The sequence below is a fragment of the Haliovirga abyssi genome (genome assembly GCF_030295325.1).
Lineage (GTDB): Bacteria > Fusobacteriota > Fusobacteriia > Fusobacteriales > Haliovirgaceae > Haliovirga > Haliovirga abyssi.
In genome coordinates this window covers 372,019-386,296 of record NZ_AP027059.1, presented here as the reverse complement: position 1 = coordinate 386,296, position 14,278 = coordinate 372,019, and the positions used below count along the sequence as shown (strand labels likewise).

The window sequence follows — 14,278 nt, the reverse complement described above, 5'->3', positions numbered from 1 at the left end:
AAATCTAAAAAAAATTAAACTTCCCTTATCCAATTGTACACATTTTCATAAACTTTCATTCTATTTTTTTCATTTAACATTTCGTGCCTTCCGCCAGAATATAATTTTATTTCTAAATTTTTCAAGCCTAATTTTTCATATAAATTATATAAATCTTTTGTACTTTTCCCATAATTCCCTACTGGATCAGCATCTCCTGAAAAAATATATATTGGTAACTCTAAAGGAATTTGATTTAATTTTTCTTTTTCGTATAATTTTGATAATCCTTTAAAAAATTCGTAATAGAATTCTATTGGGAAAGTAGTTCCACAATATTTATCTTTATTATATTTATCAACCTCTTTTTCATCTCTTGATAACCAATCATTACTTGTTTTTGCATTTTGTATTTTTTTATTATTACTTCCAAAACTTAAATTACTTATAAATTTTGCTGGCTTATATCTACCAAACAGCTTCATCTGTAATTTTGCTAATATAAGTGCTAATTTCAGATCCATTCCAGATTTCATAGCTGTTCCAGAAAGTATAACTCCACTAATTTCATTTCCATATTTTGTAATATATTCTTGAGCTATAAAAGAACCCATACTATGTCCTAATATTATTATTGGTAATCCTAAATTTTCTTTCTTTATTTTTTCCATTAATATTTTTTCATCTTCAACAATTCCATAAAATCCATTTTCACCTATTCTTCCAAGCTCTGAGATATTATCTACGCTATTTCCATGTCCTCTATGATCATTTGCATATACAGCATAACCTTTATCATTTAAAAATATAGCAAATTTTTTATACCTTAGTGCATGTTCTGCCATACCATGAAATATTTGTACCACTCCTTTAACTTCTCCTTTTGGTACCCATTTATACACATTTATTTTATTACCATCAATACCTTTTATTTCAAATTTTTCCATTATAACATTCATCTCCTATATTCAAAATATCTATAACTTTAATGTTTCATAGAATGTTAAAAAATAATTTTTTTATATTTTATTATATATTCTATTCTAAAATAATATTATTATATTTTCCATGGAAAGTCAATAACTTTTGTTTGAAAATTAATATTCACATTAATGGATCGTTTATATATATATGCTATCAAAGCAATATAAAAGCCCTTGCTATTAAATATATTTAATAGCAAAGGTTTTACAAGTTTATTTCTTCAATATTCCTTATTTATTTTTAACATCTCAATTTTCCTTATAAATTCATATCTTTTTTTCATTATTAATAGAAATATTATAGAAGATATTGAAATAAAATAGATAAATAGATAAATATTTATTTTTGATACCATTAACCCAAATAGATAACTTGTCAGTGGAACCAATATTTGACTTAAAAACATAAATATGCTAAAAAATCTAGCTTTTATTTTATTATCTACTAACTTCTGAAATTCTACCATTAATGGTAAATTTATAATTGTAATCATTAAAGAAAAAATCATAAAAAATATAGAAGAAAGCATAAATACATTTTTTATTCCAATATTAAATGAAATTCCATATATAAAAAGTATAATGAAAAAAGCTCCTAACAAATAATATTTTTTAAATTTAACCTTGTTGTTTAACATTCCATAAACTAAACTCCCTACAATAGTCCCCAATGCAAAAATTGTTTCTATTATACCATATTCAGACGAATTAACTTTTAAAACAACCCTTAATCCATATGGTAAAACAACAGAAAAAAGTGGCATGACAAACAGATTTAAAAATATAGCAAGTATTACTACTTCTTTTAAATCCAAATAAGAGTTTATATATATCAACGTTTCTTTTATATCTTCAATAAAATTTTTTAATTTTAATTTATTATTATTTTCTACTTTTTTAAATTCGTATTTTATAAATTTTTCCAATAATGCTGAAATAAAAAAAGAAATTGAATTTATTAAAAAGATAAGTTTTATTCCATATGCCATATATATAATTCCCCCTAAAAAAGGAGCACCTAATTTTGCTATATTATTATTTGTTTCCGAAATGCTACTTGCTTTTTGTAAATCTTTTTCCTGCACAATTTCTCCGAAAAATGCCATTGTTGATGAATAAAAAAATGAATTTATTAATAATAATATCATTTGTAAAAATCCTAAAATGTAAATAGAATTGAAATTAAAAAAAATTGTCAAGAACATAAACAGAGTTGTTATTCCACTTAATATATCTGATAAAACCATTATGTTTTTTTTATTTTTTTTATCCGCTATTACTCCAAAGAATGGTAAAAATATTATTGATGGTAAAGTTGTAACTGCTACAAATCCTCCCATAACCGCTGCCGACTTACTAATATCTAAAACATATAATGGCAATGCAAGCATTTGAACTCCTGTTCCAATTATAGATACTAATCGACCTAAAATATACAAGTAAAATCTTCTGCCCATTTTAAACCTCCCTATTTTATTTATAAATAATATTTCAAATATAAGAAAGCCCTTAAAGTTTACCTTTAAAAGCTTTCTTTATATTTTCAATTCTTATAATCTAAATAATAAATCTTCGTAAGTTGGGAAAGGCCATAATTCTTTCTCTACAAGTTTTTCTAAATTATCTCCATAAACTCTTGCTTCTTCCATTTTAGCTAAAACTTTTTCTCTATAGAATTTAGCTTGTTCATATTCACCTTCTGTATTTTGAGCATCAATTATTAATTTTTCTAATTCAGCTATTCCTTCTTTTAATCCTTTTATATTATTTAAAACAGCTTTTAATGATTTTTCTTGTTCTACTGTATCTGCATCAGATAATACTTCTTTTACAGATTTTATAGTATCAGCTAATTGTTTTGCATATTTATTAGCAGATGGGAATATTTGCATATTAGCCATTTCAACCATTATATTAGCTTCAATATTTATTTGTTGAGAATATTTTTCAGAATAAATATAGAATCTTGATACAAGTTCCTCTTCTGTAAATACTCCATGTTTTGTAAATAAATCTATAACTTCTTTAGTTTTTCCTTCTGGCAATACATCTACTGTACTTTTCAAATTAGGTAATCCTCTTTTTTCTGCTTCAGCTACCCAACCTTCTGCATATCCATCGCCATTAAATACTACTCTTTTATGTGCAGAATAAGCATCTTTTATAATTTTTTCTACAGCTGCTTTTTTATCAGTTGCATTTTCTAATTCATCTGCAAACTCTTTTAAAACATCTGCAACCATTGTATTTAATATAACATTTACACCAGAAATTGAATCTGAACTTGCAACCATTCTAAATTCAAATTTATTTCCTGTAAATGCAAATGGAGAGGTTCTATTTCTATCTGTTAAATCTTTTGGTAATTTTGGTAATGAGTCAGTTCCTAATTCAAGTTTTACTCCATCTTTTCCTTTAGCAGCTTCTCCATTAGATATTTTTTCTAATATATCACTCAATAAATCTCCTAAGAATATTGAGATAATTGCAGGTGGGGCTTCATTAGCTCCTAATCTATGATCGTTTCCTGCATTAGCAGCTGATAATCTTAACATTGGTGCATATTTATCTACAGCTTTTATTACTCCTGTCATAAATAATAAGAATTGCATATTTTCATGTGGAGTTTTTCCTGGTTCTAATAAATTTTTACCATCATCAGTAGCCATTGACCAGTTATTATGTTTTCCTGATCCATTTACACCTGCATATGGTTTTTCATGTAATAAAGCTACAAGATTATGTCTTCCTGCCACTCTTCTCATTGTTTCCATAACTAATTGATTATGATCAGCTGCAACATTTGTAGTCCCAAATATCACTGCTAATTCAAATTGATTTGGAGCAACTTCATTATGTTTTGTCTTTGCTGCAATTCCTAATTTCCATAATTCATAATCAAGCTCTCTCATATATGCTGCTACTCTATCTTTTATTTGTCCAAAATAATGGTCATCCATCTCTTGTCCTTTTGGAGGCATTGCTCCAAAAACAGTTCTTCCTGCAAGCACAAGATCCATTCTTTTTTCAAAATATTCTTTATCTACTAAAAAATATTCTTGTTCTGGTCCTACTGTTGTTATTACTTTTTTAGAATCTTTATTTCCTAAAGCTTTTAACACTCTCATAGCTTGTTTATTTAAAGCATCCATAGATCTTAATAATGGAACTTTTTTATCCAAAGCTTCTCCTGTATAAGAAATAAATGCTGTTGGTATATATAATGTAATTCCTGTATTATCTTCTTTTAAGAATATTGGAGAAGTTACGTCCCAAGCAGTATATCCTCTTGCTTCGAATGTTGCTCTTAATCCTCCATTAGGAAATGATGAGGCATCTGGTTCACCTTGAATTAATTCTTTTCCAGAAAATTCTAATATAACGCTTCCATCTGCTGTTGGTGATATAAAAGAATCATGCTTTTCTGCTGTAAGTCCTGTTAATGGTTGAAACCAATGTGTGTAATGAGTTGCCCCTTTTTCAATTGCCCAATCTTTTATAGCATTAGCCAAAACTTCTGCTACCTCAATTGTTAATTCTTTGTCTCCATTTTGCACTTTTTTAAATTCTTTGTAAATACTTTTAGGTAATCTTTCTCTCATTTTAGCATCGCTAAATGAATTTTCTCCATACATTTTTTCTAACGGTTGTTCTGCATAATCCACAACTTTTCTATACATTCTCCATACTCCTTTCGATTTAAATTGTACTATTATTATAGTATTTTTAAATATTTTATCACGCTGACATATTTTTTTCAAATATATAGTATATATAATTTCATATATTTTGTATATGATATGGTTTGCAAATGATTAATATAAAAATATTTGAAAAAATTATCTTTAATCTATTTTTTAAGCTTATTTTAGAATATTTTTTATCTGAAATTAATATATGGAATATTTTTTTTGCATTTTATTATACCATATTTCAAAAAATAAAAAACAGTACTTTATTGAGTAAAATAGATTGCGCTTTCACTCACTAAAGTACATTATAAATATTAATTCTTATTTAATAATAGTGTAAGAATTTTCTTTTCTTTTAGGAACATTTAATGCTTCTATTTTAGAATATCACAATGCAATTGAATGATTTACTTTATATCCTTTTGGAATATTTAATTTTTCAAAATAAAATTTTTCAGAAATCAAAAATTCAAAAAAATATTTATACTCTTTCAGATTAAAGTGTAAATTATTTATTTAGAATTTGTATCTCTTATATTTTTTTGCACAACAATTGACGAAAATATACTTAATATAAATGCCATTGCATAAAATCCCTTTTCACTTTTTGTAAGTCCTGCATTCCAAAGGCCAATAGAAAGTAATCCTATAGATGTCATCAAGGATAACCAACTAATTCCATAATAAATATTCGTAATAGGAATCCCCTCTTCCTTATCTCTAACAGTCTTTTGTAAAGATACTGCTGAAAAAAGCCCAAACATTAATACCGTAAAATAATATCCTTTTTCATTTAAAAGCATTGTAGCATTCCATAATCCAATCAAGTAAGCAATAATTCCAGAAAAAAGAGCTACCCAAGAAGCCCCTACAAAAGCTCCTGAAGGTTCAATAGTTTTTTTTAATTTATTTTCTTTTACTTCTACTTTTTCAAATTTTTTTCCTTCTATATTTTTATTTTCCATTTTTCCTCCCTGTTATATTTTTATTTTGCATTTCCAAATAAATATATAATATTTTTTCTACAAAATTTAATATTTTTTATTTCCACTACTTTTTATACTACTCTTTAACTTAATTTTTTATTTATTTAAAAAAAAATATGTATCTAAAAAATATGATATTAAAGAATGTTAGATATTAATAAAAAAATGAACTACTATAGTTTTATTAAAAAATAATTTTAACAAAACTGTTTGAAAGAACCTATAAATATGTTCATATTTTTCAAACAAAATGAGAAAATTACTTTTAAGCCGTTCTTTATTAATAGTTTTAAATTTGTAAAAAATTATCCTATTACTATAATACTGTATATATTTTATCATAGTAAACTATTTTTTTCAATATATATTTTATTTTTTTCTCTAAATAAAGTTACAGTTCAGATGTAAATATTAAAAATTAGAAAAATATAAATTAAAAAAGCTAGATGAATTGATTAATTGACAGCTACTGTATATGTTAAACTAAAAGTTAGTTTAACATATACAGTAATATTTTTAAATATGGTCGTAAATAATGGAAAAACTTGAATATATCCTTTAAAGTCTCAATTTTTTTCACTATCTACCTCTCTCTTCTTCATTTAAATATCTTAATGCAGCATCTAGTATGTCATCATTTTTACCTTTAAAATTTTCTTCTACATATATATCTGGCTCTACCCCTTTTTCAAAGTCATTCCCAAATTTATCTGTATCAACTATGCAATCATTTGACATATGAATCACTGTATTATCAGGCAATATATAATAATTTGGAGTATGTGCCCCTCCATGACTCTTTTCTCCTATAATTTTACCCAAATTATTTGTCTTAACTATTAGAATAAAATAATTTGCAGCACTATAATCATTTTTATTTGATAAAACTACTACTTTTCCCATAAAATTATCCTTATCTTTTGTTAAAACTTCTTCCTTATATAAGATATTTTGACCTTTATAGTATATATTAATACTTTTATTCCCTAAATAACTTAGCATTTCTTCAACCAAATCAGGACTTCCTCCTGGATTATTTCTTAAATCAAAAATTAGATTTTTTATACCTCTTTTATTTATTTCTTTAAAAATATATTCTATCTTTTTTTTAACCTTCTCAAAATTTTCAATATGCTTAAAATCTTTAATTTTTATTACGAATGTGCCTTCTTCTGGTTGTGTGAAACTAATTTTTGACCTTCCTTTTATATATTTTTCTGCATATGGATATTTATTTCTTATTTTGTATACATCTTTCATCTTAATATTTATTTTTTTATTCATTTTAATATTTTTGTTAGGAATTTCTTCTGTAACCGCTTTCAAATATTTCGATTCCTCAATTTGAACAGACTCTAAATCATACACAGGATTAACTAATGTTGTATGCCAATCATTTAGTTCACTAAACATTTTATTTATTTCTTTATAATAACTATTATTATCTTTACTCATTCTAATTTTCTCTATATATTTTTTTCTTAATTCTGCTATTATCTTTTTATTAGGATAATAGCTATCTAATAGATAAAATAAGTAATTTGTAGATAGTTTTCTCAATCTTAAACTTGATTCTTTATTAATAGGGGGTAGTATTTTTTGACCTAATTGATCTATATTAGTTCCTTTATAAATGTTGACTTTATTCTTGTTATGAACAAAATAAAGATTATCATTAAAAAATATTTCACCTATTAAAAATAACGGAAAATAATATTCTTTATTAACTTTAAAAAACTTAAGATTAAGTTCTTTCAATGAATAAATTTTATATTCATTCTTTATAGCTCGTCTATTATCTAAATCGAACCTTACTTCTATTTTTTCTTTCGATAAATTTTCTGCTTTATAAACAAATTTATTAAATCCCGCTTTATTTATATCCAAACTTGTCATATTATATTCAGGATATTTTTTTTTCATTTTCATTATTAAATTTTCTTTTGAATCGATATCATAATTATTTATAACTATATCATTTATAATATATCTAGTTTCTAATTTTACTACATTCATTTCTTTCTCTATTATAATCTTTCTACCATAAGCCATGTACTTATCATTTCCGTATTTCCTAATTCTTGCTTTTATTAATAAATTGTTAAGTTCACTAAATGATATCCAATATATATCATTCTTTTTTATTAAATTATATTCACCAATTTTACCTTCATTATAATAATCGTTTTCACTAGAATAAAATTTTATTTTTTCTTTTTTGTTATCAATTTTAACTTTTTCATTTTTCTTTTTTATATCTTTAACATCTTGCCTTAATGTAGAACACCCTACAAATAATATAGCTATAATAATCACTATTAGTTTATTTATCTTTTTCAATTTCTCCTCCTAAATTTTTAAATATAATTTTAATTTCCTTTTTAAATATTTATTCTATAATTTTAACCCGAATTTCATATTTGCCACTAAAAAACATCGAGAATATTATAAGTAATAAAATTCTCAACACTACAAATTTATATAATTACACTTTTGACTTCATTGGTCTTGATTCTAATTTTAATGCTGCATAGATTTTTTGGAAATTCATTAGCTCTAAATCTATTTCTAACATATAGCGCTTTTCCTCCTGATGTTAAAAATCCAGTTGTTACTCTTACTTGATACACCATTCCTTCTTTATATATTTCCAATTATGTTTGATATCATTTGCGCTTAGTTGATATTCTATTGCTATTAGTAAATGATATGCTCAAATCGTTATAAATAAATGTGATTCTATTCTGTTATCTTTTCTATAATATCTCATTCTCATTCCCAAATCTGATTTGAAAAATATAAATGTTTCTTCAACATTTGTTAATGTTACATATATATCTATTATCTCTTTTTCATTTGTTCAGAAAATAAACTACGCTGTTTTTTTAATATGCGATTTTTCAAAGCAAAATTTTTCAGAAAATAAAAATTTATAAAAATACTCTACCCTAATTTGTACAACTCAACAATTGAAATTTTTTCCCTTTCATATCTTCTTCCTTTTTTATATTTTCATTATATATAGAATGTTTTTTCTACAAAATTTAATATTTTTTTATATTTCTACTACTTTTTAACTTAATTTTTTATTTATTTAAAAAGAAAATATATATCTAAAAAATATGATATTAAAGAATGTTAGATATTAATAAAAAAATCAACTATTATAATTTTATTAGTTCTATTAAAAAATAATTTTGACAAAACCATTTGAAGGAACCTATAAATATGTTCATATTTTTCAAACAAAATGAGAAAATTACTTTTAGCCGTTCTTTTTTAATAGTTTTAATCTTGTAAAAAATTATCCTATTACTATAATACTACATATATTTTATCATAACAAACTATTTTTTTCAATATACATTTCATTTTTTCTCTAAATAAACTCTCCCCAAAAACTATAGATTTAAATTCCACAAAAAAAGCAACTGCCAAATCTAGCAGTTGCTTTCCATATTATCCTTTAATTACATTACAATCTTCAAAAAATCTTCCATTGCGCTACTTAACTTCTCTTCTACCCCAGCTTTTGTATCCGCATTTACGCCAAAATAAAATTTTATTTTTGGCTCTGTTCCACTTGGTCTTGCTGTAATATATGTATCATCTTCTAATATAAATTGTAATACATTTGATTTAGGTAAAATTAATTCTTTTTCTGTTCCATCTATTAAATTTTTCTCTTTTTGTAATAAAAAGTCATTTAATATTCTAACTTTTTTACCTAAAATCTCTTTTGGAGAATTTTCTCTTAAATTCTTCATTATCGATACTATTTTTTCTGCTCCTTCTTTTCCTTGCATAGTTACTGCTTTTATTCCTTCTTTGTAATACCCATATTTTTCATACATTTTTTCAATTTGTTCTTCAACTGTTGTTCCTATACTTTCAAAATATGCTACCATTTCTGTTATAAGCATTGTTGCAACTATAGCATCTTTATCTCTTGAATGAGTTCCTCTTAAATATCCATAACTTTCTTCAAATCCAAATATAAACTCTTTATCATATTTCCCTTCTTTAAATTCTTTTATTTTTTCTCCTATAAATTTAAATCCTGTTAAAGTTCTTATTACTTCTACTCCATAAGCTTTTGCCACTTTATCTAACATTGGAGTAGATACTACTGTTGATATTATAACTCCATTTTCTGGAATTTTTTTCATATTACTTAAAATATATTCAGACAACAATATCCCTACTTGATTTCCATTTGGATATATCCATTCCCCAGTTTTTGATTTAATAGATATTCCTATTCTATCTGCATCTGGATCATTAGCCATTATGATTTTAGCTCCTACTTCTTCTGCTAATTTTATCCCTAATTTAAATACTTTTGGATCTTCTGGATTGGGATATCCTACTGTTGTGAAATTCCCATCAGGCATCTCTTGTTCCTTTACAACATATAGATTTTTTAATCCTATATCTTTTAATATTCTTTGTACTGGTACATTTCCTGTCCCATTAAGTGGAGTATATACCACTTTTAATTTATCTGCTACTTCTTTTACTATATTTGGTTTTATTGCCAATTTTTTTAATTCAGCTATAAATTTATCGTCAATCTCTTTTCCTATTATTGTTAATAATCCATTTTTTTTAGCTTCTTCCTCAGTTGCTATTTTCACTTGTGACAAATCTGTCATTTTTTTAACTTCTTCTATAATTAATACATCATGAGGTGCTGTAACTTGAGCTCCATCTTCCCAATAAGCTTTATATCCATTATATTCTGATGGATTATGACTTGCAGTTACTACTACTCCTGATAATGCTCCAAGTTCTCTTACTGCAAAAGACAGCATTGGAGTTGGCCTTAAACTTTCAAAAAGATATGCTTTTACTCCATTTCCTGCTGCAACTAATGCAGTATTTAAAGCAAATTCATATGATTTTATTCTTGAATCATATGCAATTACTATTCCTTTTTCTTTTGCTTTTTCATCATTTTTCAACATATAATTAATTAACCCTTGAGTAGCTTTTCTAATTACATATTCATTTATTCTATTAGTTCCCATTCCTCTTATTCCTCTTAATCCACCTGTTCCAAATTCTAAATCTTGATAAAATCTTTCCTCTATCTCTTTTTCATCATCTCTTATTGCCTCTAACTCTTTTTTATCCTCTGCTTCAATATAATCAGAAGCCAACCATTCCTCATATTTTTTCATGTACTCTTTCATAATATCCCCTCCTTAAAGTCTTATAATATTTTAAATTAAATATTGCAAAAATCAATTATTTAATTTAATCTAATTTAATTTTTATTTCAAATTATATTTTTCAACTATATTATTTACTCTTTTTAATACTCTAGTTTTTCCAATTACATTTATAACTGTATACAGATCTGGACCTTTTGGTTCTCCAGTTAATACTGCTCTTATAGGCATAAGAATTTTTCCAGCTCCTTCTCCTATCTCATCTAATAAACTATGTAAAATATTTTTTGCATCTTCTTCTGAAATATTTTCTTCCATTTTCTCTATTTTTTCTATAAATAATTGAATAGCTTTTTTCCCAATCTCATCTTCTATTGCTTTGTGTAATCTCACTATTGTTTTTTTTTGTTTTGCAAACATTCCTTCTTCTACTTCCGGCAACATAAAGTCATCTACAAAATATATTTTTGATTCTTTTGGTAAATCTGATAATGTTTGCGATGGCTCTCTTGCTATTTTTATTACTGATTTCAAATTTTCAAATTCTTCATCTGTCATATTTTCATCTTTTAAGTATCCTGCTTTAACAAAATAAGGTATTGCTAATTTTGTTAATTCTCCTAAATCTTTATTTCTCATATGTAAATTATTTAACCAACCAAGTTTTTTCAGATCAAATACAGGACCTCCAAGTGAAGCTCTATCAAATGTAAACTTTTCTATCATTTCATCTAATCCAAACATCTCTTTTTCTTCGCCTAATCCCCATCCCATTAATGCTAAGAAATTAAGAATACCCTCTTTTAAATATCCTGTTTCTATATAATAATTTAATGAAACTGGATTTTTTCTTTTAGATATTTTACTTTTATCTGCATTTCTAAGTAGTGGCATATGTACCCATACTGGTTCTTCCCATCCAAAAGCTTTATATAGTTGTATATGTTTTGGAGTTGATGGTATCCATTCTTCTGCTCTAATTACATGTGTAATTCCCATTAAATGATCATCTACTACATTTGCTAAATGATAAGTTGGAAATCCATCTGATTTTAGTAATATTTGATCATCTATTTTATCGTTTTCAAATGAAACTTCTCCTCTTAAAAGGTCTTTGATTACTGTTTTCCCTTCATATGGCATTTTTAATCTTATTACATAAGGTTTTCCTTCTTTTAAATTTGCTTCAACTTCTTCTTTGGTAAGACTTCTACAATGTCCATCATAACCAGGTGCTTTTTTCATTGCAATTTGTCTTTCTCTTAATTTTTTCAATCTTTCTTGTGTACAAAAACAGTAATATGCTGCACCTTTTTCTACTAATTCTAAAGCATATTTTTTATAAATGTCAAATCTTTCTGATTGTCTATATGGTCCAAATTCTCCACCTACATCAGGCCCTTCATCATAATTTAATCCCAACCATTTTAAAGCATCAAATATTTGTTGTTCCGAATCCTCTGTTGATCTTGTTCTATCAGTATCCTCTATTCTTAATATAAATTTTCCATTATTATGCTTCGCAAAAACATAATTAAATAAAGCTATATAAGCTGTCCCTACGTGTGGATCTCCTGTTGGTGATGGTGCAATTCTTACTTTTACTTCTCTCATTTATGTCCTCCTATATGAATTTTATTTTATCTTTTTCAAAAATTATCTTACTTACATATAACGGAATCCCAAATTTCTTTAATTTAAATATTGGATTTAACCGCTTTTTAAACCCTTCTATAATCTTTTTAGGTACTCCTATAATTCCATTTACTTTTGCCTTTTTTATATCAAATTCTAATTCTTGATTATCATTTAAAATAAATTCCCCTTCTAAATAAACACTCATTATAATCCCTAACAAACTAACTTTTCCTTTTGCTATTAATTTATCTTTACCTATAGTCAAATTTATCTCTTTAATATCTTTATTCTTTGCTAAAAATGCTGTTTCCAAATCTTTTTTTAAAATTACAACTTCACTTTTTTGAGATAATAAATTAGTATAAATTTTATCTACTCTAATTCCATCCACATTTACTCCAATTAAACTTATCTCTTGTTCTGTTATCTGTTTTTGCTCGATGCTCTTTATATTTTTATTTTCCATAACAGCTTTATTGTAATCTTGTGCCACTATTAAATTACATAAAATTATAAATAAAACAAATATTTTTTTCATATTTTATCTCCTTTGTAATAAAAAATCAGATATTGTATAATTTAAAACTTTGCCTTTATATCCAAATCTATTTTCAAACTCTTCTGTTGAAATGATTTTATAACTCTCTTTTTTTCCTAAATTTTTATACTCGTTAATAAAATAGATATATTTGTCTGTCCCTTTAAAAAATTTATTAGCTTTTATTAATTTTTGTAATTCTAAATCTGAAATATTATATATCTCTATATTATCATTTTTTAATAACTCTTTCAACTCTTTTACAGTTACAATACCTTTTTTTAATCCTCTTTTTATATCTGAACTTACAAATGCAACTGTATCAGAATCATAATAATATGATAAATATTCTCCAATACTATCTAAAAATGGAATTCTTTCTCCCAACAAAACATTTTCTTTGTAAAAAGTTTTATTATTAAAAATTTTAAATTCACTATTTTTTTTCTTTTCTACTTCTTCTTTCCAGTTAATATAATCTTTTAACTTATTGTCTTCTTCATAGTATGAATAATCATCTATTATTTTATAATCTTCTATAAATAAATTTTTCAAAGAAAAATTTTTATTATGTTTGTTTATCTGTTTTGCAACATTTGGATTATATACAAAATCCAATAAAATTGGATTTTTATTAGCTATAATATACTGTTCTCCAATTTTTTCTATTGGATTATATGAAAAACTATTACTTTCAAATAAAATTGATATATCTTTAAATTGAGCTAATATATTTAAATTTTCTGCTCTAGTTAAATCTGAAACTATAAATACAAAATCTGATTTTGAATCAAGCTTATATATCAACTTTTCTAATTCTTTTTTATAATCAACTAAATTATCTGTTTTCCCATATAAATTTGATATTCCTACAATTGCTAATATATAATTATCTTTTTTTATTAATTTATAAGGAATTACAGAATTTTCAATTAAATTTAAACTTGAAAAAAATTTATTTTCTTTTATATAAACTTTACTTTTAAATTCATCTATTCCTAAAAAATTAAAATCAAATTTTGATTTTTTTAAAAATCTCATTATAATATCATTATAATTATCTATTTTTGAAAAATTATTTCCTATATCTATTTTTACAAGATTATCTCTTAACCTTTCTGTTTGCTTTACAATATTAAAAATTTTAGGGATTTTTTTATATTCTCCATTAAAATCTCCAACACTTAAAACAGAAAAATTTATTTTTTTAGTTTGTTCTCTACTAGCGTATATCGTTGTGGAAAATAACATTATAAAAAATAAATATATCAATTTTTTTTCCATTATT

Annotated in this window: 9 protein-coding genes; all 9 read right to left on the bottom strand. The window is 24.6% G+C overall.

The annotated features are described in order from the left end of the window. Window positions 1–14: 14 nt before the first annotated feature. A complete protein-coding gene (locus RDY08_RS01785) occupies window positions 15–926 on the bottom strand; it encodes an alpha/beta hydrolase (RefSeq protein ID WP_307904715.1) in 912 nt (303 codons plus the stop codon). Between the two features lie 257 nt (window positions 927–1,183). Further along, entirely contained in the window at window positions 1,184–2,419 is a 1,236-nt protein-coding gene (locus RDY08_RS01780; RefSeq protein ID WP_307904714.1) for an MFS transporter, read from the bottom strand. A gap of 93 nt (window positions 2,420–2,512) precedes the next feature. After that, window positions 2,513–4,642 carry a glutamine synthetase III family protein gene (locus tag RDY08_RS01775; protein ID WP_307904713.1) on the bottom strand — a complete coding sequence of 710 codons (2,130 nt, stop codon included), beginning with the start codon at window positions 4,640–4,642 and terminating at the stop codon, window positions 2,513–2,515. A gap of 524 nt (window positions 4,643–5,166) precedes the next feature. Then, window positions 5,167–5,619: an inner membrane protein YiaA gene (gene yiaA / locus RDY08_RS01770; RefSeq protein ID WP_307904712.1), complete on the bottom strand. Its 453-nt coding sequence runs from the start codon at window positions 5,617–5,619 to the stop codon at window positions 5,167–5,169. A gap of 600 nt (window positions 5,620–6,219) precedes the next feature. Continuing rightward, window positions 6,220–7,980, bottom strand: a complete 1,761-nt coding sequence (locus tag RDY08_RS01765; protein ID WP_307904711.1) for a S41 family peptidase — start codon at window positions 7,978–7,980, stop codon at window positions 6,220–6,222. Window positions 7,981–9,110: 1,130 nt separating this feature from the next. Then, window positions 9,111–10,835, bottom strand: coding sequence for a phospho-sugar mutase (locus RDY08_RS01760; RefSeq protein WP_307904710.1), 1,725 nt, complete (start codon window positions 10,833–10,835; stop codon window positions 9,111–9,113). Window positions 10,836–10,916: 81 nt separating this feature from the next. After that, window positions 10,917–12,428 (bottom strand): glutamate--tRNA ligase, encoded by a 1,512-nt coding sequence (gene gltX / locus RDY08_RS01755; protein WP_307904709.1) that lies wholly within the window; start codon window positions 12,426–12,428, stop codon window positions 10,917–10,919. 10 nt (window positions 12,429–12,438) lie between these two features. Next, window positions 12,439–12,990: a hypothetical protein gene (locus tag RDY08_RS01750; RefSeq protein WP_307904708.1), complete on the bottom strand. Its 552-nt coding sequence runs from the start codon at window positions 12,988–12,990 to the stop codon at window positions 12,439–12,441. Window positions 12,991–12,993: 3 nt separating this feature from the next. After that, window positions 12,994–14,274, bottom strand: a complete 1,281-nt coding sequence (locus RDY08_RS01745; protein ID WP_307904707.1) for a hypothetical protein — start codon at window positions 14,272–14,274, stop codon at window positions 12,994–12,996. Window positions 14,275–14,278 lie beyond the last annotated feature (4 nt).

Bases quoted from the DNA above. Each gene is read 5' to 3' on its own strand.
- RDY08_RS01760 (WP_307904710.1), bottom strand. From the start codon at position 10,835: ATGAAAGAGTACATGAAAAAATATGAGGAATGGTTGGCTTCTGATTAT.
- RDY08_RS01775 (WP_307904713.1), bottom strand. From the start codon at position 4,642: ATGTATAGAAAAGTTGTGGATTATGCAGAACAACCGTTAGAAAAAATG.
- gltX (WP_307904709.1), bottom strand. From the start codon at position 12,428: ATGAGAGAAGTAAAAGTAAGAATTGCACCATCACCAACAGGAGATCCA.
- RDY08_RS01750 (WP_307904708.1), bottom strand. From the start codon at position 12,990: ATGAAAAAAATATTTGTTTTATTTATAATTTTATGTAATTTAATAGTG.
- RDY08_RS01745 (WP_307904707.1), bottom strand. From the start codon at position 14,274: ATGGAAAAAAAATTGATATATTTATTTTTTATAATGTTATTTTCCACA.
- RDY08_RS01780 (WP_307904714.1), bottom strand. From the start codon at position 2,419: ATGGGCAGAAGATTTTACTTGTATATTTTAGGTCGATTAGTATCTATA.
- RDY08_RS01785 (WP_307904715.1), bottom strand. From the start codon at position 926: ATGGAAAAATTTGAAATAAAAGGTATTGATGGTAATAAAATAAATGTG.
- yiaA (WP_307904712.1), bottom strand. From the start codon at position 5,619: ATGGAAAATAAAAATATAGAAGGAAAAAAATTTGAAAAAGTAGAAGTA.